This is a genomic window from Streptomyces sp. NPDC086080 (assembly GCF_044540255.1).
GTDB lineage: Bacteria > Actinomycetota > Actinomycetes > Streptomycetales > Streptomycetaceae > Streptomyces.
Window position 1 is genome coordinate 1 of sequence record NZ_JBITRU010000005.1, and the last position, 20449, is coordinate 20449.

Below are 20449 nucleotides of genomic sequence, written 5' to 3' on the forward strand. Positions count from 1 at the left end.
CGCCCGGTTACATTCCGAACCCGGAAGCTAAGCCTTACAGCGCCGATGGTACTGCAGGGGGGACCCTGTGGGAGAGTAGGACGCCGCCGAACAATTATTGGAGAAAGCCCCCGTGCCATTCGGCACGGGGGCTTTCTGCGTTTTCGGACCGGGTTCGTCGTCCTGGTGAGGTAGGTAGTACACCGGTATTACGGTGGTGGCCATGACTGTCAGTGCCAAGCTCTTCGAGAGCTGTGTGATCCGGCCGGTACGTGAGGAGGAGTGGGCCGCAGTGAAGGAACTGCGGCTCGCCGCGCTCCGGGACCCGGTGGCGCATCTCGCCTATGTGGAGACCTATGAAGAGGCCGCGGCCCGGCCGGACTCGTTCTGGCGGGAGCGCGCGGCGGGGAGCACGGAGGGCGGTAGCAGGACGCGGCAGTTCGTCGCCGAAGCGGGTGACGGGAGCTGGGTGGGCACGGTCACCGTGCTGATCGAGGAGGCCGGCACGACGGACTGGGCCGGGCTGCCCGTGGAGCGGCGGCAGGGGCATGTCGTCGGGGTGTATGTGGCACCCGAGCATCGAGGGAGCGGGCTGACCAAGGTGCTGTTCGACGCCGCACTGGAGTGGGCGTGGGGGTGCGGGACAGATCGCGCGCGGCTCATCGTGCACCCGGAGAACGCGCGGGCGCTGCACTTCTACCGCAAGGCGGGCTTCGTGGAGAGCGGGGTGACCGTGCCATTGGCGGGGAAGCCGGATGAGCGCGAGTGGGAGATGGTCGTCGAACGGCCCGGGTCAGGCCGGTAGTTCGGTGTGGGGCCAGCGGGTGCGGGCCTGTTCGCGGGAGCGGAGCAGGGCCAGGGTGGGCATTCCACGGTCGGCGCCGGTGGTGAGGAGGTCCGGGAGCTGGGGAAGCGGGGCCACGGCCGCCACGTCGTCCAGGACCAGGGTGAGTGGTGGGTCGAGCCGACCGGAGGATGACCGTTCGGCCATGCGCCGGCCGTGCTCGACCACGTGTGAGGCGAGCGCCGTCAGCAGGGGCATCGCGCCCGGGCTGGTGCGGGGATCCTCGATGGATTCGCCCACAACATAAAGCGTGCCCCCTTCATCGATGAAGGAATCCAAGGCGAGCGCATCATTTCGGTTGGGAGTGCAGGCCTCGCGGACATGGAGCGTGGAGAGTGCGGACAGGGCGCGGGTGGTCAGCTGCTGGGCCATGTCACGGCGCTCGGGGTGCGCGGTGAGGGCCGCTTCGAGTTCACCGGCGGAACCGGGGGCGGCCTTGGGGCTGGTACGGAGGATGCGTACGGCGTCGTGCACCTGGATGCCCTGGGACCAGCGGTGGACATGGCGGACGGTACGGCCGTCGATGGCGGCGGCGTGCACGTAGCTGCGGAGCAGGGTCTCGGCGGTGTCGCTGACCGCTTGGTCGAGGCGGGAGGTGGGGCGGACCGGGGCGAGGAGGGCTGCCGCCCGGGAGGCGGCTGTCCGTTTGTCCTCGCAGCCGGCCGTGGGGGACCAGTGGAGGCGGGCGGGGGTGTCGCAGAGGTGGGTGGGGTCGTAGAGGTGGCTGGGGCCGAGTTTGGCGCGGGCGTCCTTGGTGTCGTGCCAGAGGGTGGGGTTCGAGGTGAGGACGAGGGTGGGGCCCTCGGCGTCCCGGACCGCCTGGAGGGCGGTGGTGTGGCGGGTGGCCGGGGGACCGTAGAGCACCGTTCCTTCGGCGCGGTCTGTTGACCAGCCACCGGCTCGTTCACCGAGGGGTGCGCGGGCGGCAACTGGCTCGTCGGGCGACGGTGTGTCCTGCTCGGGTGTCCTCGGGACCGGTACCTCGTGCAGGGCTTTCGGCGCCGGTGCATGTGCCGGTGCTGGCGGTTGTTCGGGCTGGGTTTTCTGGTCCGTCTCCGGTTCCGTGGGGCGCTGTGCCGGCCCGGACGCGCGTGCCGTCCGGCGCCGGAGCCGTAGGGCTCTCCAGCGGGCCACCGTGCCCAGGACGAACACCGTCAGGACGATCAGGACCATCAGCTGGCCGATGAACAGGCCCCAGAAGAGGCCGTAGCCCGAGAGGGCGGTCTCCGGGGTGTCCGGCCAGGCGGCGGGGATGTTCTGCGGGTCGGCGACGAGATGGCGCATGGCCACCGGGGTGCGGGTGAAGGTGACGTCCGAGGGCCACCGGCCATGGGCGAAGAGAGCCGCCAGGCCGGTGGCCGTCCACACCATCGCGGTCAGGCCGAGGAGGAGAACGAGGATGCCGATCAGCAGTCCGTCGGGAATACCGCCCTGGCCGCCGCCGGCCCGGCCGTGCGTACGGTGATCGTCCGGTCTCACGCGTTGTTCCCCTTACGCCACCGTCGATTCGGCGTCACCCACGTGCTGTTCCACGAACGCCGCCGCCCGCTCCTCCGCCTCCAGCTCGGCGGCGCGCAGGGCGTCGTCGGAGAGGTGGTCGGCGGAGGACTCGGTCATCGCGCGGTCGGTGAAGACCAGAGGGCGTTCGGTCTCCGTGACCAGGTGTTTGACCACCTGGACATTGCCGTTGACGTCCCAGACCGCGATGCCGGGGGTGAGCGTCGGGATGATCTCCACCGCCCATCTGGGCAGGCCGAGGACGCGGCCGGTCGCCCTCGCCTCGTCGGCCTTCTGGGCGTAGATGGTCCGGGTCGACGCCATCTTCAGGATGGCCGCCGCCTCCTTCGCCGCCGCCCCGTCCACCACGTCGGACAGATGGTGGACGACGGCGACGAAGGACAGACCGAGCCGCCGCCCGAACTTCAGCAGCCGCTGGAACAGCTGGGCCACGAACGGGCTGTTGATGATGTGCCAGGCCTCCTCGACCAGGAAGATGCGCTTCTTCCGGTCGGGGCGGATCCAGGTGTGCTCCAGCCACACGCCGACGATCGCCATGAGGATCGGCATGGCGATGGAGTTGCGGTCGATGTGGGACAGGTCGAAGACGATGAGCGGCGCGTCGAGGTCGATGCCGACGGTCGTCGGACCGTCGAACATGCCGCGCAGGTCACCGTCGACCAGCCGGTCCAGGACCAGGGCGACGTCCAGGCCCCATGCCCGTACGTCGTCTATGGCGACGTTCATCGCCTCCGCCGACTCCGGTTCGGGGTGGCGCAGGCATTCGACGATGTCGGAGAGGACCGGCTGGCGTTCGACGATCGTCTCGTTGACGTAGGCGTGCGCGACCTTGAGGGCGAAGCCGGCGCGTTCGTCCAGGCCGTGGCCCATCGCCACCTCGATGATGGTCCGCAGCAGGGCGAGCTGGCCGGTCGTGGTGATCGACGGGTCGAGGGGGTTGAGCCGGATGCCGTGGTCCAGAGCGGCCATCGGGTCGAGACGGATGGGGGTGATCCCCAGCTTCTGCGCGACGAGGTTCCACTCGCCGACGCCGTCCTCACCCTGTGCGTCCAGGACGACGACCTGGCGGTCGCGGAAGCGCAGCTGCCGCAGGACGTACGTCTTCTCCAGCGCCGACTTGCCGTTGCCGGACTCGCCGAGCACCAGCCAGTGCGGGGCGGGCAGCTGCTGGCCGTAGAGCTGGAAGGGGTCGTAGATGTAGCCCTTGCCGGAGTAGACCTCGCGGCCGATGATGACGCCGGAGTCGCCGAGGCCGGGCGCGGCGGTCGGCAGATAGACCGCCTGGGCCTGGCCCGTGGACGTGCGCACCGGCAGCCGCGTGGTCTCGACCTTCCCGAAGAGGAAGGACGTGAAGGCGTCGGTGACGACGGACAGCGGATCCCGCATCAGAACTCAGCCCCTACCTTCGAATGCCGGTGGCGAACGGGAGTGTGTTCACGAACGCGCGGTGATGCTCGCGGTCGCACCACTCCAGCTTCAGGTACGACTTTCCGGCCGATGCCCGTATGGTCCGCTTGTCGCGGGCCAGGGCCTCGGGTGTGCGGGAGGACACGGTGATGTAGCCGACGAGGTTGACGCCCGCGGCGCCGCTGGCGAGGTCCTGGCCGCGCTGGTCCAGGCGGCTGTGGGCGGCGAGGTCGCGTGGGTCGACGGTGCGGTTCATCTTGGCGGCGCGGGACGCCTCCGCCTCGTCGTTGGTCTTCTCGGTCAGCATCCGCTCGATGGCGATCTCGGTGGGTTCGAGGTCCATGGTGACGGCGACCGTGCGGATCACGTCCGGGGTGTGGACGAGCAGGGGGGCCAGGAAGTTGACGCCCACCGGGGTCATCGGCCATTCCTTCACCCAGGCCGTGGCGTGGCACCAGGGGGCGCGGGTGGCGGACTCGCGGGTCTTGGCCTGGAGGTAGGTGGGCTCCATGGCGTCCAGCTCGGCCGGCCAGGCGTTGCGCTGTGTCATCGCCTGGATGTGGTCGATCGCGTGGTCCGGGTCGTACATGGAGTGGATCAGCGAGGACAGTCTGCTCTGGCCGAGCGGCTGCCGTACGCGGATGTCGGCCTCCTGGAGCCGGGAGCAGATGTCGGTCAGCTCACGGGCCATGACGACGGCGAGTCCCGCGTCCCGGTCCACCTTGCCGCCGCCCTGGCTGCGCATCGCGCGGGCCATGGTGCTCGCCTCGGCGGCCAGTTCGCGGTTGTAGTGCATACAGGCGACGAGATACGCGCGGTGCTGCTCGCTGCTGGTCGACACCATCGACTGCAGCTGGTCGTACGACTGCTGGAGCCATGTGGGTGACTTCTCGTCGCCCCGGACGGCGACGTCCTTGGCGTGGGCGTCGGGGTCGGCGGGCAGGGTGCGGGCCAGCATCTGGATGCGGGTCACGAAGCCGTCGCCGTTGGCGACGTGCTTGAGCAGGGTGCCGAAACGGTCGACGAGGGCTTCCTGGTCCTCGGAGTCACGCAGGCCGACGCCGGGGCCCTCGATCTCGATGGCGGCGGTGACGGTCTTGCGGTCGGCGTGCAGCAGTACGGCGATCTCGTCCGGGCCGAAGGGGGCGGCGAGCCAGGTGATCCGCCCGATTCCGGGCGGCGGCCCGATCTCCACCTCGCGCCCGTCGAGACGGGTGCCCGCCTCGATGACGCCGGAGCGGTAGGTGGTGCCGCGGCGGACGGTGCGCTTGTAGCTGCGGTTGATCTCGAACCACTTGTAGAAGGTGCGGCCCTTGTAGGGCACGTAGACAGCGGCCAGTCCCAGCATGGGCAGGCCCGCGAGCAGCACGATCCGGGCGGACAGGACGGGGACGAGGAGCCCGCACATCATGCCGAGGAACGCGCCCACGACGATCAGCGCGATCTCACCGGTCTCGCGATTGCGGCCGACGATCGCGTTCGGCCGGGCGCGGCCGATGAGATACGTACGGCGGGGCGTGACCGGATGGGACAGATGGGTCTCGGTCGTCAACGCCCTTCACCTCCCGTGCGGTTGTTGCTGCTGTTGCGGGTGTTGCCGGCGTGGGGGGTGTTCACCGGGCTGCTCGAACGGGGCGCGGGGGCCGCGGCCGTTCCGCCGCCGTTCGGCGTGCGCGAGCTGTGCGCGGCGACTCCGCCGGAGGCGGGGTTGGAGGGGCGGGCGCCGGAGGACTGGCCGCCACCGCCGTTGTTGTCGGCCCGGGTGCTGTGCGTCTTGATGCCCTGGGCGACCAGGGTCGCCGGGGAGCTGATGACGGCGGCGGCCTTGCTTTCGGCGCCCTGCATGAGGCGGTTGTTGCGGGAGCCGGCGATCTCGTCGCCGAAGCCGGGTACGAAGCGGTAGATCATCGCGGAGGCGAAGATGGCGAGCAGGATGATCGCCAGTCCGGAGACCACGGCGGAGAACGCGTCGGGGCCGTCCTCGGCGGACAGCGCCCCGGCCAGGCCGAGCACGATCACGATGACGGGTTTCACGAGGATCACCGCGATCATGATGCCCGCCCAGCGGCGGACGTGGCCCCACAGGTTCTTGTCGACCAGGCCCGCGTAGACGACGGTGCCGAGGAGCGCGCCGACGTAGAGCAGGGCGGCGCGGATGACGAGCTCCAGCCAGAGGATGCCGGCGGCGAGGATGGAGACGAGCGAGACGACGATCAGCATGATCGGGCCGCCGCCGATGTCGTCGCCCTTCTCGAGCGCGCCGGCGAACGTGCCGAAGAACGTGTCCGTCTGGTCGCCGGTCGCCTTCGCCAGTACGTCGGTGACGCTGTCGGTGGCGGAGACGACGGTGTAGAGGATCAGCGGGGTGAAGGCGGAGGCGAGGACGGTCAGCCAGAGGAAGCCGATCGCCTCGGAGAGGGCGGTGGCGAGGGGGACGCCGCGCACCGCGCGCTTGGCGACCGCGAGCAGCCACAGGAGCAGCGTGAGGATCGTCGACGCGGCGAAGACGACGGCGTACTGCTGGAGGAACGTGTCGTTGGTGAAGTCGACGTTCGCGGTGTCCTCGACGGCCCCGCTGAGCTGCTTGATCGTCCAGGAGGCGGCGTCGGCGCAGCCCTGGGCGAGGGAGGCGAGGGGGTCGAGGGTGGTGGAGGGGTCGTCGAGGGTGGTGGCACCGTCGGAGGCGGCCTCGCCTCGTTCGCAGTAGTCCTTGGCGCGGCCCCGGATGAGGTCGCAGGGATTGTTGCTGTCGGTGGGCGCAGGAGAGGGAGCGCCTGTTCCTGTAGGGGTGGGCGTGGGATCGGCGAAGGCCCGGCCGGCGAGCAGCACTGCGCTGACCTGCACGGCGGTTACGGCTGCCGTGAGTTTGAGGAAGCCGTGGTTAGCGCGCATACGTGAACCCTCCGAACTCCTCGACAGCCTTCGTCATGTCGTCGGCGGTGGAGGCTCTCTGGTCGTGCCCGACCGGGACCGGTCCGTCCTTCTGCTGGAAGTCGATGACCTTCCAGTCGTTTTCGGTCCACTTCAGCTGGTACGTCGTGGTGTACCAGCTTTCGGTGACCGGATTGGTCGAGCCCTCACCGGACAGGCCGAACAGTGACGTGTACCAGACCTCCACGGAGGCATCGTTCGAGCTGGACGACGTTACCTTGGTGCCCACCGGGATCACACGGGAGACGAAGGTCTGTCCGGTGGGCGCCTTACCGTCCTTGTCCAGGCCGATGTTGGCCAGGAACTCCGCGTTCGAGTAAGCCCGGTCCAGGTCCGCCTGCCGGGCGTCGGCGTCGTTCGGGGCGTAGACGGTGGCCACGATCTCGCGCCGCCGGTCCTTGTCGAACATCTCGGCGGAGCCGAGCGCCACCGTGTAGTTCGCCGCCGCGCTCTGCGCCCCCTGCTTGTCGTGGGCGAAGCCGGACGGGATGCCCGATGTCTTCGCGTCCACCGGCTTCTTCCCCGAAGGGGCCGTCGCCGCCGACTTCGGGGAGTCGCCCGAGCCGCCCTCGTCCGCTGCGGAATCGTCTCCTCCACGGTTCGCGAAGGCGATCGCGGCGATGAGGAGCACCACTACGCCGACCACCGTGACAAGGCTGCGCGACGACGAACGGGCGCCTCTGCGCCCGCCGCCGTACGGGTCGCCGCCCCCTTCCGGCAGGCGGGTGCGGGTCTGACCGGTGTCGTCTCCGGGACTCATGCCGCGTACGCCCCCTCAGCGTCGTGCGGAAACACCTCGTACTCCGGGTACGCCACGTACGACGGTAGCCTCGCGGGCTCCCGTTCGGGCGCGGTGTGGTGACTGGACATCAGGGAGACGCAACCTCAGCCGATGGGCACGACGGGCGGGTGGGATGGAGGGGGAGCCGGGCGTGCCCGGTCGGACCGATGGAGCGCGACCTATACGGCCATGCCGTACACGATGGTGAACAGCGTGCCGAGTGAGCCGATGATGAAGACGCCCGTGAGCCCCGCGATGATGAGGCCCTTGCCCTGTTCGGCGCTGAACGTGTCCCTCAAGGCGGTCGCGCCGATACGCTGTTTGGCCGCCCCCCAGATGGCGATGCCCAGGCAGAGGAGGATGGCGACCGCCATGACCACTTCGATCATGATCTTGGCCTCGTTGCCCAGGCTGCCGAAGGGGCCCCAGTCCGGGGCGATCCCGCCGATAATGGTGTTGATGTCTCCCTCGTCGGCCGCGAAGAACACGTAAGTCACCGCCCCTGTATGGGTAGTTCCGTTCCCTCTGCGGGGTGCAGAGGTCAGGCTCCATTGTCGCCGACAATGACGCTGTCGTATGTCGACTCGGCGTCATCGGTTGGCGGGTTTCGTGGGAACAGCTTGCCACCGGCGCGCGCCGGACCCCGGCAGGGGCGCGCTCCGATGGGTGAAGAGTCGTATCGTCACTCTGTGTATCACGGAGTGTCACATCGAGCAACGAGGCTTCCACCTACCTCTTCTGATGACCATTCGGACCGCCCCAGGGTGACGAAGTGGTCGAACTTTCCGGCTCGTACGCCCTCCACGTTTGCCTGACCGGGTCCGGCCGCCTCGGGGGGTGTGTGGGACGGGCCGGGCAAGGGGGATCAACCAGCGGGAAGGGGCTGTGGGCGGAATGCGGCTGGGCCGGTCTCAGCTCCTGCCCATTCCCGCCGACCCGTGTGGCAGAGTCGGATCCGTGGAGGCGTTGAAGGCTCAAGATCCCGCGCAGATAGGCGCGTACATGGTGCTGGCCCGCCTCGGTGCGGGCGGAATGGGGCAGGTCTACCTCGGACGGTCGCCCGGCGGCCGGCTGGTGGCGATCAAGGTGATCCGCGACGAGATCACGGACCACCCCGAGGCACTGGCCCGGTTCAGGCGTGAGGTGGAGACCGTGCGCCTGGTCCGGAGCGCCTACACCGCGAACCTGATCGACGCGTCGCTGGACTCGGCTCCTTACTGGCTGGCGACCGAGTACGTGTCGGGTCCGACGCTGAGCAAGGCCGTGTGCGCGCGCGGGCCGATGCCGGCGGAAACGTGCCGGCGGCTGTTCGCCGCGCTGGCGGAAGGACTCGCGGCCGTGCACGAGCAGGGGGTGACGCACCGGGACCTCAAGCCGCAGAACGTGCTCCTCGCGGCGCAGGGGCCGCAGCTCATCGACTTCGGCATCGCCCGAGGAGTCGGGCAGACGGCACTCACCGAGGTGGGGACGGCCCCCGGCACGCCCGGCTTCACCGCCCCCGAAGTGCTGATGCGCAATGAGGTGGGGCCCGCTGCCGACGTGTTCGCGCTCGGGGCGACGATCGCGTACGCGGCGACGGGCAGGCCCCCGTTCGGGTCCGGCGAACCGGCCACGGTCAGCTATCGCGCGGTGCACGAACCGATCGAGCTCGCCGGTGTGGAGCCCGAACTGGCGGGCCTGATCCAGCACTGTGTGGCCAAGGACCCGGCGGCGCGCCCGCGGCTCGCCGAGGTCATCGCCCGGTGCCGGGTGCTGGCGGCCCTGGTCGAGGACCCCTTCTACACCTCTCTGGCCGCTCTGGCCGAGGCACTGCCGATGGCGGGTGCGGCTGATCCACATCCGCCGGCACATCCGCCGGCGATGGGGCTGCACGATCTGCCCACGTCCGCGTCCCCCCACGCGCCCGGGTACACACCCACGCAGGTGAGTTCTCCGGCCCCACGGGCGCGGCGCCGTCCGGCGCCCTGGCTCATCGCCGTGACGGCGGTGCTCGTGGTCGGAGCGGTGACGGCGGCGTTCTTCCTGCTGCCCGATCGGGGTGAGGGCGACACGGGCGGGGACGGCAGGGAGGCGACCGGGGCCGCGCGGCCAGGTGCCACGTCGAAGGCCCCCACCGGGCCGGGCAGCGGACAGCCGAAGGTCCAGCCGCCGGCCTACGTGCAGGCGACGAACGCGAACCGCGACTACTGGACGCCGGACGCTGATTCGCCGGACGGTTCGGGAACATGTCAGCTGCCCGCCGAGGAGCGCAACCAGTACTTCCAGACTTCCGTCACCGACGCGGAGTCCGACGCGCCGTACACCTCCGGAAAGGGGCGGATCGGGATCCGTATGAAGGACGTCGTACCGGAGGACGGGGCGTCGTATTACGTGTCGGTCGCCGTCAAGCCGCCGCACGAGATCGACGCGGACACGGGCCGGCCGATCGAGGGCGCACGGTTCGAGAATCTGAGCCTCGGTTACACCAGCAAGCCGGTCGACCTCTACGAGGGCCTTCGCGACGAGCCGTCCGCTCCGTGGGTGTGGCTGACGTACCCGGACGACTTCCAGGCGGTCAAGGACGGCGAGAAGTACACGGACGCCATTCCGGTCGAGAACGATCCCGGCAACTGGACCGTGCTCTTCCTGCACGTCCAGGGGCCGAAGCAGTACGCCAGCATCGATTGCCGCGGCTTTGTCGCGAAGTAGCTCACACGGGCGTCCTTCAGGCTGGTAAATGACCCATGGACCGGGTCGCGGTAGGGAAGAGTTGGAGCGTGCGAAAAGTATGGGTGGCCGGTGCCGCCGCCACCGGCGCGGGACTGAGCTTCGTCATGCTGCTGGTCGTCGGCGTGTACGTCGTCGGCGGCAACATGAGTGGCGGCGTGGGCAAGACGCTCGCCAAGGGGGCAGTGCCCGCCGCCTACCAGACGCTCGTTCAGAAGTGGGGCAACCTCTGTCCGGCCATCAACCCGGCGTTGCTCGCCGCACAGCTCTACCATGAGAGCGGGTGGGATCCGGACGTCGTCAGCCACGCGGACGCGCGCGGTATCGCCCAGTTCATTCCCGGCACCTGGGCCGCCCATGGCATCGACGGGGACGGCGACGGCGACCGTGACATCTGGGACCCGAATGACGCGATTCCATCGGCGGCGTCGTACGACTGCGAGCTCGCGAAGTACGTGAAGGACGTACCCGGGGATCAAACGAACAACATGCTCGCCGCCTACAATGCGGGGGCATACCGGGTCATCAGCTCGGGTGGGGTCCCCGCGATCAGCGAGACACAGAACTACGTCAAGCGCATCCGGGCGCTGGAGAAGAGCTTCGCCGCGCCGGTTGGGCGGGTCGACCCCTCGAAGCAGGCTGCCGGGGCCATCGCGTACGCGCAGACGAAGCTCGGCACGCTCTATCTCTGGGGCGGTAACGGCACGCCTGAGCAGGGCGGACGCTTCGACTGCTCGGGGCTGACCAAGGCGGCGTACGAGAGTGTGGGGATCACGCTGCCGCGCGTGGCGAACGACCAGTACAACGCGGGGCCGCACCCGAAGCGGGAGGAACTCCTCCCCGGCGATCTGGTGTTCTTCTCGGACGACCTGACCAATTCACGGGCCATCCGGCATGTGGGTATTTATGTCGGCGGCGGGTACATGATCGACGCGCCGCGCACGGGTGCCGTGATCCGATTCGACCCGATCGACACTCCTGACTACTTTGGTGCCACCCGTGTCACCGAAGATGGCGCGAAAGCACTCCCCACGGCGGTGTGAGCGGAGCGTTGACCCTCCCCCTGAGCTGCGGAGATGAATCTCTCTTCGGTAACGTCTGAGTGATCATTCGGTTGAGCGTGGAACGTATCAACGGGAGCCATGCGTTCCTGTTGTCGTAGCCGAGCCGATGAGCGGATCTACGGACCACGGGGGTGGTTGGAGACGGCGTGCGAACGGTACGCCGGGAGATATGACGAAGGGGCCGCAGCACCATGGCTGGACTCGCCGATTCCGGGTCGAACCCCGACGTCGACCTGCTCTACGACATCAATGGCCTCGCCAAGGCCGCGCCGCCCTGGTTCGACCACGTGATGGAGTTCGTGGGCGAGTTCGGCGTCCTGTTCGCCTTGCTGGGGATGCTGGTGTGGTGCTGGTGGGGCGTCAGGCGACGGGGCGGCGAGGACGCGGCTCCGACGGTCGCGGCCCTGGTGTGGGCTCCGCTCGCGGCGGGCGTCGCGGTTCTGGTGAACGTCCCGATACGGGGGTTCGTGGAGCGGCCCCGGCCCTTCAACGACCACGAGGGGCTCGAGGTCCTGGTCGACGGCAAGACCGACTACTCGTTCGTCAGCGATCACGCGACGCTCTGCATGGCGCTGGCGGTGGGGCTGTTCCTGGCCAACCGGCGGCTCGGGATCGTCGCCCTTGTGCTCGGGCTGGTGGGCGGCTTCATCCGCGTCTACATGGGCGTGCACTACCCGACGGACGTCGTGGGTGGGCTCGCGCTCGGTACGGCCGTCGCGCTGCTGCTCTCGCCGCTCGCCATGGCGTTGCTGACGCCGTTGATGCGCGCGATCGAGCGGTCGCCGCGGGGCGGGTGGCTGATCAAAGGGCGTGGGCCCGAAGCGCGGATGAGCAGGGGAGAGGCCCGTCCGACCGAGCCGGGGGAGCGCGACCTGGCGGCGTGAGACCGCTCCGTCGAAGGCGAGGCCGGTGAGCTCCACGAGCTTGCCGGCCTCGCCGTTGCTCCACCTCGCGGGACCGGTCGACGGGCGGCCGCCCGACCCGCCGACCGCAGGCCGGCCTCTTCATGGCCGGTAAGGCCCGCGTCACTCCGCCGCGTGGTCCGTGGCGTCCTTGCGGGCCTGGCTTCTCGCTCTTCTCGCGGGGCCGCGCCAGCCGCAGGTGCAGCAGGCGACGCAGAAGGGCCCCCGTTCGGATGTGGTGGTCCGGTGTTCCTGGAGGGTTGCCGCGCCATCCTGCTCGTCCACCCGACCACGGTACCGCTCCGGCGTGTCCGCGTGACGGGGTCGGCCACCGGTCGTTAACCGGAGGAAAGGCGGCCCGTGTCGGACGTAGCGGGGGTAGGCGGACCATGGCAGGACGAGAACTGCGGCGCCGGGGGACCGGTGGTGCCGTCGTCGCTCTCGGAGCCGCCGGGTGTCTCGCGCTCGGCGGCCTCGCGGGATGCGGCAGCAGCGGTGCCGCGACCGGTGGCGATTCCGGCGGCCCGGCGGCGGTGGCGGCGGTGCGCGGCGCGGCGGACGCGCTGGTGGACGCCGGCAGTTCCAAGGCGCGTACGTCGCTGGAGATGGCCACCGGCGGGACCCGGGTCACCATCAGGGGCGAGGGGGTCTACGACTACCGCAAGCGGCTCGGACGGCTGAAAGTGCTGCTCCCGCAGGATCCGGCGGGGCAGACCGTGCGGCGGCCCATCACCGAACTGCTCGCTCCCGGAGCGCTGTTCATGAAGAACCGCGGGGCCGGAGTGCCCGCCGACAAGTGGGTACGGGTGGACACCGGCACGCTGTCCGACGGGAACCTCGTCACCGGCGGGGCCACCGATCCGTTCGCCGCCGCCGAGGTGCTGCGCGGGACGCGGTCGGTGACGTTCGTCGGGCGGACCGAGGTCGCGGGGACGAAGGTGCGCCACTACCGGGGGACCGCCGACCTCGAGAACGCCTCGCGGGTGGCCTCGGACGCGAACCGGGGGCCGCTGGGCGCGGCGGCGAAGGGGTTCGCCACCGCCCGGGTGCCGTTCGACGTCTACCTCGACGACCAGGGGCGGATCCGGAAGGTCCGGCACCGGTTCAGTTTCGTCAACGGCCGGCAGGCCGAGCCCGTCGCGGTCGCCTCGACGACCCTGCTGTACGACTTCGGGGTCCCCACCGAGGTACGGCTGCCCGAGGCCGGGGACATCTACGCCGGACGGATCGCCGAGGAGTGAGCGGCCCGGAGTGACCGGCGCGAACTAGCCCTTCCGTGCCATGCGCGGTCCGTAGGGCGCTCCCTACTCTAGGAAGTCGGTGACGACGGAGATGAGGTGAGGCGCGTGGCTCCGCGCAGGGGCGGGACGGTTCAGGACCGCGTGGCACTCGCCGAGATCGAGCTGTGCGGGGAGCTGATCATCGCCGCCTCCGCGGCCGAGGACCGGCTCAGCCTGGAGAGCATCGACGAGGTGCTACGGGTGGCCGAGGCGCGGACGGAGCCCGCGGAGGAGTACTGAGGGCGACGCGTTCCGGCCTGTCAGGGCCGGTCGGAACCCGTCAGGTCCGCAGCATGCGGGCGATGGCCTGGGTCGCTTCCTTGACCTTCGCGTCGATCTCGTCGCCGCCCTTGACGGCCGCGTCCGCGACGCAGTGGCGCAGATGCTCCTCCAGCAGCTGCAGCGCGAACGACTGCAGGGCCTTGGTGGAGGCGGACACCTGGGTGAGTATGTCGATGCAGTAGACGTCCTCGTCCACCATCCGCTGCAGTCCGCGGATCTGGCCCTCGATGCGGCGCAGGCGTTTGAGGTGCTCCTGCTTCTGCTGGTGATAGCCGTGGATGCCCCGGTCGTGGTCGGTCACGATGTCCGCGGAGCCCGTCACTTCCGTGACGTCCGTAACATCCCCGACCTCCGTCACGCCCGTCACGCCCGTCACGCCCGTGACGTCCGGGGTGTCCGCCGTGCTCGTCGTGTCCGGGGAGGAGGGTGCGTTCGCGCCGGTTCCGGTGGTCGTCATCGCGTCCTCCTGGTGTGCTGATGGGCGACATATACCCCTGGCGGGTATATGGTACCGAACTTTGCTGGGTATAGGCCTGTTGCCTGATGCCGTGCGCTCCGGCCGGAAACGGACCGCGGGCCGCCCCCGTGCTCATCGCTGTGCTTGATGGGCGACACTGGAGGGCGGCCCGTTACACGTGGCCGGATGATGTGCTTAGCATCAGCCTGACCGACACCGATGCAGACCGAGGACCCCACGTGCGCTTTCGTCTGACCCCCAGGGAGACGAGCTTCTACGACATGTTCGCCGCGTCCGCGGACAACATCGTCACGGGCTCCAAGCTCCTGATGGAACTGCTCGGGGCGGACACCTCCGCCCGGGCCGAGATCGCAGAGCGTATGCGGGCCGCGGAACACGCCGGTGACGATGCCACGCACGCGATCTTCCACCAGTTGAACTCCTCGTTCATCACGCCCTTCGACCGCGAGGACATCTACGCCCTCGCGTCGTCCCTCGACGACATCATGGACTTCATGGAGGAGGCCGTCGACCTCGTCGTCCTCTACAGCATCGAGGAACTGCCCAAGGGCGTCGAGCAGCAGATCGAGGTGCTGGCGCGGGCCGCGGAGCTCACCGCGGAGGCCATGCCGCACCTGCGCACCATGGAGAACCTCACCGAGTACTGGATCGAGGTCAACCGTCTGGAGAACCAGGCCGACCAGATCCACCGCAAGCTGCTGGCCCACCTCTTCAACGGCACGTACGACGCCATCGAGGTGCTGAAGCTCAAGCAGGTCGTGGACGTACTGGAAGAGGCGGCCGACGCCTTCGAGCACGTGGCCAACACGGTGGAGACCATCGCGGTCAAGGAGTCCTGAACCCTTCCATGGACACCTTCGCACTGGTCGTGACCATCGGGGTCGCGCTCTTCTTCACGTACACCAACGGTTTCCACGACTCGGCGAACGCGATCGCCACCTCCGTCTCCACACGGGCGCTCACGCCCCGGGCGGCGCTCGCGATGGCCGCCGTGATGAACCTCGCCGGTGCGTTCATGGGCTCCGGGGTCGCCAAGACCGTCAGTGAGGGTGTGATCCAGACACCCGAGGGGTCGAGAGGGATGGGGATCCTCTTCGCCGCGCTGGTGGGAGCGATCGTCTGGAACCTGATCACCTGGTACTTCGGGCTGCCTTCGTCGTCCTCCCACGCGTTGTTCGGAGGCATGGTCGGGGCGGCGCTGGCCGGCGGGACGACGGTGTACTGGCACGGGGTGGTCGACAAGATCGTCATCCCGATGTTCGTTTCGCCGGTGGTCGGTCTGCTGGCCGGCTATCTGGTGATGACCGCGATCATGTGGATGTTCCGGCGGACCAATCCGCACAAGGCGAAGCGGGGCTTCCGTATCGCGCAGACGGTGTCCGCGGCGGGGATGGCGCTGGGGCACGGTCTGCAGGACGCGCAGAAGACGATGGGCATCGTGGTGATGGCGCTGGTCATCGCCGATGTCGAGGACTACGGCGATCCGATCCCGGTGTGGGTGAAGATCGCCTGTGCGCTGATGCTGTCCGCGGGGACGTACGCGGGGGGCTGGCGCATCATGCGGACGCTGGGGCGGAAGATCATCGAGTTGGATCCGCCGCAGGGGTTCGCCGCGGAGACGACGGGGGCGTCGATCATGTTCGGGTCGGCGTTCCTGTTTCACGCGCCGATCTCCACTACGCATGTGATCACGTCGGCGATCATGGGTGTGGGGGCGACGAAGCGGGTCAACGCCGTGCGGTGGGGGGTCGCCAAGAACATTGTTCTCGGGTGGTTCATCACGATGCCGGCGGCGGCGGGGGTGGCTGCGGTGTCGTACGGGGTGGTGAATCTGCTGTTCTTGTAGCACGGGTGGGCCGGGCGGGGGGTGTTGCGCAGCCCGGCGTTTGCGGGGTGCCGCCGCGCCCACCCTCCCCCACTCTCGGCTTCGCTCGAGCGGGGGGACCCCCAGCGCCCCAGCGGCACGACTGCCCGCGGTTGGGCGGTACGGCTGTCCGCGGTTGGGCGGCATGGCTGTCCGCGGTTGCGCACGTGGCACGGTTGGTTGGTGGTATGTGGAAGGGCCCGCCCCCGGTAGGGGGCGGGCCCTTTGGCCTCGCGGTGGCACCGCCATGCAGCACCGCGAGGGGATCGGTCAGCCGAAGCGGCCGGAGATGTAGTCCTCGGTGGCCTGGACGGACGGGTTGGAGAAGATGCGCTCCGTGTCGTCGATCTCGATCAGCTTGCCCGGCTGGCCGACGGCCGCCAGGTTGAAGAACGCGGTGCGGTCGGAGACGCGGGCCGCCTGCTGCATGTTGTGCGTCACGATGACGATCGTGAACCGCTCCTTCAGCTCGCCGATCAGGTCCTCGATCGCCAGGGTGGAGATCGGGTCCAGGGCGGAGCAGGGCTCGTCCATCAGCAGGACGTTCGGCTCGACGGCGATGGCGCGGGCGATGCACAGACGCTGCTGCTGACCGCCCGAGAGGCCCGAGCCGGGCTTGTTGAGACGGTCCTTGACCTCGTTCCAGAGGTTCGCGCCCCGCAGGGACTTCTCGACCACGTCGTCCAGCTCGGACTTCTTGTACCTGCCGTTCAGGCGCAGGCCCGCCGCGACGTTGTCGTACACGGACATGGTGGGGAACGGGTTCGGGCGCTGGAAGACCATGCCGACCTCACGCCGTACCGCCACCGGGTCGATTCCGGCGCCGTACAGGTTCTCGTCGTCCAGCATGACCTTGCCGTCGACCCGGCCGCCGGGCGTCACCTCGTGCATGCGGTTGAGGGTGCGCAGGAAGGTGGACTTGCCGCAGCCGGACGGGCCGATGAAGGCCGTCACGGAACGGGGCTCCACGGTCATCGAGATGTCCTCGATGGCCAGGAAGGAGCCGTAGTAGGCGTTGAGGCCGCTGACGTCGATGCGCTTGGCCATGGATATCACTCTTCTTTCGGGTCCGGGTGGCCTCAGCGACCGGTCTTGGGGGCCTTCCAGCGGGCGATGCCGCGGGCTGCAAGGTTGAGGATCATGATGATCGCGATGAGCGTCAGGGCCGCTGCCCAGGCGCGGTCGTACGCCGGGCCGACCCCGCCGCTGTTGGCGAACTGCAGATAGATGTACATCGGCAGCGATTCCTGCGGGTCCTGGAACGGGTTGGCGTTGATGAAGTCCGTGCCCCAGACCAGCAACAGCACGGGGGCCGTCTCGCCGGTGATACGGGCGATCGCGAGCATCACACCCGTGACGATGCCGCCGATCGACGTCGGCAGGACCACCTTCAGGATGGTGCGCCACTTCGGTATGCCGAGTGCCAGTGACGCTTCGCGCAGCTCGTTCGGGACGAGCTTGAGCATCTCCTCGGTGGAGCGGACCACCACCGGGATCATCAGGATCGACAGGGCCATGGAGCCGGCGAAGCCGGACGGGCCCATCTTCAGGATCAGGACCCAGAGGCTCAGGATGAACAGACCGGCGACGATCGACGGGATACCCGTCATGACGTCGACGAAGAAGGTGACCGCCTTGGCGAGTTTGCCGCGCCCGTACTCGACCAGGTAGATCGCGGTGAGCACGCCGACCGGGACCGAGATCAGGGTGGCCAGGCCGACCTGCTCCAGGGTGCCGAGGATGGCGTGGTAGATACCGCCGCCGGGCTCGGCGTCGGCGACCACGCCCATCGAGTGGGTCAGGAAGTACCCGTCGAGGACCTTGATGCCACGCTCGGCCGTTTCCCAGATCAGGGAGGCCAGTGGGAGGACGGCCAGGAGGAAGCAGACCCAGACCAGGCTGGTCGCGGTGCGGTCCTTGGCCTGGCGGCTGCCCTCGACCTTGGCCGAGATGCCGTAGGAGCCGAGGACGAACAGGAGGGCGGCGATCAGCGCCCACTGGATGCTGCTGTTCAGGCCGGCCGCGGTGCTGATGCCGAGACCGAGGGCGACGGAGCCCGCGGCGACCGCCCAGGCGAACCACTTGGGCAGAGTCGCGCCGCGCAGGGAGCTGCGCTGGGGGGAAAGGGTTGCGTGGCTCATGCGTTGGCCCCCGAGTACTCCTTGCGGCGGGCGATGATCAGGCGGGCCGCGCCGTTGACCAGCAGGGTGATGACGAAGAGGACCATGCCGGAGGCGATCAGCGCGTCCTGACCCATCACGGTGGCCTCGTTGAACTTGCTCGCGATGTTCTGCGCGAACGTGCCGCCGCCCGTGTCGAGCAGGCTGAGGTTGATGTCGAACGACGGGGAGAGCACCATCGCCACGGCCATCGTCTCGCCGAGCGCCCGGCCGAGGCCCAGCATCGAGGCGGAGATGACACCGGAGCGGCCGAAGGGCAGCACCGACATGCGGACGACCTCCCAGCGCGTGGCACCGAGGGCGAGGGCGGCTTCCTCGTGCATCCGCGGGACCTGGCGGAAGACCTCGCGGCTGACGTTGGTGATGATCGGGAGGATCATCAGTGCGAGCAGGATGCCGACGGTGAACAGCGAGCGCGGGGCGCCTTCGCTCCACTCGAAGACGCCGGTCCAGCCGAGGTAGTCGTCGAGCCAGCCGTAGAGGCCGTTCAGGTGCGGCACCAGGACGAGGGCGCCCCACAGGCCGTAGACGATGGACGGGACGGCGGCGAGCAGGTCGATCACGTACGCGATCGCCCCGCCGAGCCGGCGCGGGGCGTAGTGCGTGATGAACAGGGCGATGCCCACCGAGATCGGGACCGCGATGACCATGGCGATGACCGACGACACGACGGTGCCGAAGGCCAGGACCGCGATGCCGAACTCCGGCGGGACCCCGGTGGGGTTCCACTCGAAGGTGGTGAAGAAGTTCGCCTCGTCCTTGCTGATGGCTATGGATGCCCGGTACGTCAGGAAGGCCGCGATGGCGGCCATGAGGACCAGGACGAAGATGCCGGATCCGCGGGAGAGCCCGAGGAAGATCCGGTCACCGGGGCGGGTGGCGCCGCGCGCGGCACGCGGGTCCGCGGGCGCGGCCGGCCCGGGGGCAGGGGGTGCGACGGGTTTCTGTGTGGTGATGTCCATCGGGTTCTCCGGTCTGCGGAGCCGCCGGGGCGGGCGGCTCGGTCGGAGCCGTCCGGGTCCGGGGGCTCCTGTTGGCGGTGCACCGGACGGTGCGGACCGGCTCCGTGGTCGGGGCCGGTCCGCACTCTCGGGTCAGGCGAGGCTCGAGATGGTCTCGCGGACCTTGGTGATGATCTCTTCGGGCATCGGGGCGTAGCCCGCGTCGGCCAGCAGGGACTGACCGTCCTCGGAGGCCATGTAGTTCAGGAAGGACTTGGTGGTGGGCAGGGTCTCCGCCTTGTTGCCCTTGTCGCAGACGATCTCGTACGTGACGAGGACGATCGGGTAGGCACCCTCGGCGGACGGGGTGTAGTCCAGCTCCAGCGCGAGGTCCTTGCCGGTGCCGACGACCTTGGCGGCGCCGATGGCGGCGGTCGCGTTCTCGACGGTGGCGGCGACCGGCTCGGCGGCCTCGGTCTTGATGGAGACCGTGTTCATGCCGTCCTTGGCGTAGGACAGCTCCATGTAGGAGATCGCGCCGGGGGTCTGCTTCACCTGCTGGGCGACGCCGGAGGAGCCCTGCGCGGACTGGCCGCCCTTGGCCGCCCAGGACTTGCCCGGCTCGTACTTCCAGTCCTTGGGCGCGGCGGCCTGGAGGTAGGTGGTGAAGTTGTCCGTGGTGCCGGACTCGTCCGAGCGGTGGAAGGCCTGGATCTTCAGGTCGGGAAGCTTGGCGTCGGGGTTGAGCTTGGCGATCGCCTCGTCGTTCCAGTTGGTGATCTTGCTGTCGAAGATCTTGGCGAGGGTCGAGGGGTCCAGGACGAGGTTCTCGGCGTCCGGCACGTTGTAGCCCACGGCGATCGGGCCGCCGACCATGGGCAGGTCGATGGCCTGGCCGTCGGCGCAGACCTTCTTGGACTCCGTGATCTCCTCGGGGTCCATCGCGGAGTCCGAGCCGGCGAACGAGGTCTGGCCCTGGAGGAACGCGGTGATGCCGGCGCCCGAACCCGTCGGGTTGTAGTTGACCTGCACGCCCTTGCACGCCGCGGCGTACTGCTTCACCCAGGCGTCGATGGCGTTCTTCTGCGCGGAGGAGCCGGATGCCTGGAGCTGGCCCTTGGCGTCACCGCAATCGATGTTGCCGGCCTGCGCGGTGGCGGAGGCGTCGCCGCCGTTGGTCTTGCCGCCGGTGTCGTCGGAGCCGCACGCCGTGAGGGCCAGGGCGCCGGAGACGGCGAGAGCACCGAGAGCGAGGGCCCGCCGGTTCTTGCGCTGAAGCTTCACTTGAGTTC

The 20449-nt window shown here is 69.2% G+C and carries 20 protein-coding genes and 1 rRNA gene; 9 read left to right on the forward strand and 12 right to left on the reverse strand.

The features are described 5' to 3' along the window. Both rrf and ACIF9R_RS07760 read left to right on the forward strand, forming a co-directional pair. Positions 1–92 (forward strand): 5S ribosomal RNA (gene rrf / locus ACIF9R_RS07755); the annotation flags it as partial. A 110-nt stretch (positions 93–202) separates the two neighbouring features. Beyond that, on the forward strand, positions 203–784 hold the full coding sequence (locus ACIF9R_RS07760) for a GNAT family N-acetyltransferase (protein ID WP_399975765.1): 582 nt from the start codon (positions 203–205) through the stop codon (positions 782–784). Here the strand turns inward: ACIF9R_RS07760 and ACIF9R_RS07765 are convergent. From ACIF9R_RS07765 to ACIF9R_RS07790, 6 genes are all read right to left on the reverse strand, one after another. Then, positions 773–2302, reverse strand: a complete 1530-nt coding sequence (locus tag ACIF9R_RS07765) for a type IV secretory system conjugative DNA transfer family protein (protein ID WP_399975768.1) — start codon at positions 2300–2302, stop codon at positions 773–775. The two genes, ACIF9R_RS07760 and ACIF9R_RS07765, sit on opposite strands and share 12 nt — an antisense overlap. Positions 2303–2314: 12 nt before the next feature. Next, the gene (locus ACIF9R_RS07770; RefSeq protein WP_399975771.1) at positions 2315–3727 is read right to left on the reverse strand and encodes an ATP-binding protein; all 1413 of its coding nucleotides are present in this window, start codon (positions 3725–3727) and stop codon (positions 2315–2317) included. A 13-nt stretch (positions 3728–3740) separates the two neighbouring features. Continuing rightward, a complete protein-coding gene (locus ACIF9R_RS07775; RefSeq protein WP_399975773.1) occupies positions 3741–5300 on the reverse strand; it encodes an SCO6880 family protein in 1560 nt (519 codons plus the stop codon). Continuing rightward, complete coding sequence (locus tag ACIF9R_RS07780) at positions 5297–6640, reverse strand: hypothetical protein (protein WP_399975776.1); 1344 nt, start codon at positions 6638–6640, stop codon at positions 5297–5299. Before ACIF9R_RS07780 ends, ACIF9R_RS07775 begins: the two co-directional genes overlap by 4 nt. After that, complete coding sequence (locus ACIF9R_RS07785) at positions 6630–7439, reverse strand: hypothetical protein (protein ID WP_399975778.1); 810 nt, start codon at positions 7437–7439, stop codon at positions 6630–6632. Before ACIF9R_RS07785 ends, ACIF9R_RS07780 begins: the two co-directional genes overlap by 11 nt. Before the next feature lie 200 nt (positions 7440–7639). Further along, positions 7640–7948, reverse strand: a complete 309-nt coding sequence (locus tag ACIF9R_RS07790) for a hypothetical protein (protein ID WP_004929725.1) — start codon at positions 7946–7948, stop codon at positions 7640–7642. A 469-nt stretch (positions 7949–8417) separates the two neighbouring features. Between ACIF9R_RS07790 and ACIF9R_RS07795 the strand changes: the two genes are divergently transcribed. The 3 genes from ACIF9R_RS07795 to ACIF9R_RS07805 all read left to right on the forward strand — a co-directional run bounded on the left by ACIF9R_RS07795 (position 8418) and on the right by ACIF9R_RS07805 (position 12114). Then, a complete protein-coding gene (locus ACIF9R_RS07795; protein WP_399975780.1) occupies positions 8418–10148 on the forward strand; it encodes a serine/threonine-protein kinase in 1731 nt (576 codons plus the stop codon). A 35-nt stretch (positions 10149–10183) separates the two neighbouring features. Beyond that, positions 10184–11209, forward strand: coding sequence for an NlpC/P60 family protein (locus tag ACIF9R_RS07800; protein ID WP_399975782.1), 1026 nt, complete (start codon positions 10184–10186; stop codon positions 11207–11209). A gap of 212 nt (positions 11210–11421) precedes the next feature. Beyond that, positions 11422–12114 carry a phosphatase PAP2 family protein gene (locus tag ACIF9R_RS07805; protein WP_399975785.1) on the forward strand — a complete coding sequence of 231 codons (693 nt, stop codon included), beginning with the start codon at positions 11422–11424 and terminating at the stop codon, positions 12112–12114. A gap of 141 nt (positions 12115–12255) precedes the next feature. On the opposite strand, the gene ACIF9R_RS07810 is transcribed toward ACIF9R_RS07805, so the two are convergent. Continuing rightward, on the reverse strand, positions 12256–12417 hold the full coding sequence (locus ACIF9R_RS07810) for a DUF6349 family protein (RefSeq protein WP_399975787.1): 162 nt from the start codon (positions 12415–12417) through the stop codon (positions 12256–12258). Positions 12418–12521: 104 nt separating this feature from the next. Between ACIF9R_RS07810 and ACIF9R_RS07815 the strand changes: the two genes are divergently transcribed. Both ACIF9R_RS07815 and ACIF9R_RS07820 read left to right on the forward strand, forming a co-directional pair. After that, entirely contained in the window at positions 12522–13373 is an 852-nt protein-coding gene (locus ACIF9R_RS07815; protein WP_399975789.1) for a hypothetical protein, read from the forward strand. 96 nt (positions 13374–13469) lie between these two features. Next, positions 13470–13652: a hypothetical protein gene (locus ACIF9R_RS07820; protein WP_399975792.1), complete on the forward strand. Its 183-nt coding sequence runs from the start codon at positions 13470–13472 to the stop codon at positions 13650–13652. A gap of 40 nt (positions 13653–13692) precedes the next feature. Here the strand turns inward: ACIF9R_RS07820 and ACIF9R_RS07825 are convergent, their stop codons facing one another. Next, on the reverse strand, positions 13693–14151 hold the full coding sequence (locus ACIF9R_RS07825) for a metal-sensitive transcriptional regulator (protein ID WP_399975794.1): 459 nt from the start codon (positions 14149–14151) through the stop codon (positions 13693–13695). 239 nt (positions 14152–14390) lie between these two features. On the opposite strand from ACIF9R_RS07825, the gene ACIF9R_RS07830 reads away from it, so the two are divergent. Next, positions 14391–15011 carry a DUF47 domain-containing protein gene (locus ACIF9R_RS07830; protein ID WP_399975796.1) on the forward strand — a complete coding sequence of 207 codons (621 nt, stop codon included), beginning with the start codon at positions 14391–14393 and terminating at the stop codon, positions 15009–15011. An 8-nt stretch (positions 15012–15019) separates the two neighbouring features. Next, the gene (pitH, locus tag ACIF9R_RS07835; protein ID WP_399975799.1) at positions 15020–16018 is read left to right on the forward strand and encodes a low-affinity phosphate transporter PitH; all 999 of its coding nucleotides are present in this window, start codon (positions 15020–15022) and stop codon (positions 16016–16018) included. A 288-nt stretch (positions 16019–16306) separates the two neighbouring features. Here pitH and pstB read toward each other — a convergent pair whose 3' ends face one another. The 4 genes from pstB to pstS all read right to left on the reverse strand — a co-directional run bounded on the left by pstB (position 16307) and on the right by pstS (position 20441). Next, a complete protein-coding gene (gene pstB, locus ACIF9R_RS07840; protein WP_399975802.1) occupies positions 16307–17083 on the reverse strand; it encodes a phosphate ABC transporter ATP-binding protein PstB in 777 nt (258 codons plus the stop codon). Positions 17084–17115: 32 nt separating this feature from the next. Next, on the reverse strand, positions 17116–18177 hold the full coding sequence (pstA, locus tag ACIF9R_RS07845) for a phosphate ABC transporter permease PstA (RefSeq protein ID WP_399975805.1): 1062 nt from the start codon (positions 18175–18177) through the stop codon (positions 17116–17118). After that, on the reverse strand, positions 18174–19178 hold the full coding sequence (gene pstC / locus ACIF9R_RS07850; protein ID WP_399975808.1) for a phosphate ABC transporter permease subunit PstC: 1005 nt from the start codon (positions 19176–19178) through the stop codon (positions 18174–18176). The genes pstA and pstC overlap by 4 nt, the downstream gene beginning before the upstream one ends. A 132-nt stretch (positions 19179–19310) precedes the next feature. Continuing rightward, positions 19311–20441 (reverse strand): phosphate ABC transporter substrate-binding protein PstS, encoded by a 1131-nt coding sequence (gene pstS, locus ACIF9R_RS07855; RefSeq protein ID WP_399975811.1) that lies wholly within the window; start codon positions 20439–20441, stop codon positions 19311–19313. Between the last annotated feature and the right edge of the window lie 8 nt (positions 20442–20449).

Coding starts and splice junctions, on each gene's coding strand:
- ACIF9R_RS07760 (WP_399975765.1), top strand. CDS start 203: ATGACTGTCAGTGCCAAGCTCTTCGAGAGCTGTGTGATCCGGCCGGTA.
- ACIF9R_RS07785 (WP_399975778.1), bottom strand. CDS start 7,439: ATGAGTCCCGGAGACGACACCGGTCAGACCCGCACCCGCCTGCCGGAA.
- ACIF9R_RS07800 (WP_399975782.1), top strand. CDS start 10,184: ATGGACCGGGTCGCGGTAGGGAAGAGTTGGAGCGTGCGAAAAGTATGG.
- pstB (WP_399975802.1), bottom strand. CDS start 17,083: ATGGCCAAGCGCATCGACGTCAGCGGCCTCAACGCCTACTACGGCTCC.
- ACIF9R_RS07815 (WP_399975789.1), top strand. CDS start 12,522: ATGGCAGGACGAGAACTGCGGCGCCGGGGGACCGGTGGTGCCGTCGTC.
- pstA (WP_399975805.1), bottom strand. CDS start 18,177: ATGAGCCACGCAACCCTTTCCCCCCAGCGCAGCTCCCTGCGCGGCGCG.
- pstC (WP_399975808.1), bottom strand. CDS start 19,178: ATGGACATCACCACACAGAAACCCGTCGCACCCCCTGCCCCCGGGCCG.
- ACIF9R_RS07825 (WP_399975794.1), bottom strand. CDS start 14,151: ATGACGACCACCGGAACCGGCGCGAACGCACCCTCCTCCCCGGACACG.
- pitH (WP_399975799.1), top strand. CDS start 15,020: ATGGACACCTTCGCACTGGTCGTGACCATCGGGGTCGCGCTCTTCTTC.
- ACIF9R_RS07780 (WP_399975776.1), bottom strand. CDS start 6,640: ATGCGCGCTAACCACGGCTTCCTCAAACTCACGGCAGCCGTAACCGCC.
- ACIF9R_RS07805 (WP_399975785.1), top strand. CDS start 11,422: ATGGCTGGACTCGCCGATTCCGGGTCGAACCCCGACGTCGACCTGCTC.
- ACIF9R_RS07770 (WP_399975771.1), bottom strand. CDS start 3,727: ATGCGGGATCCGCTGTCCGTCGTCACCGACGCCTTCACGTCCTTCCTC.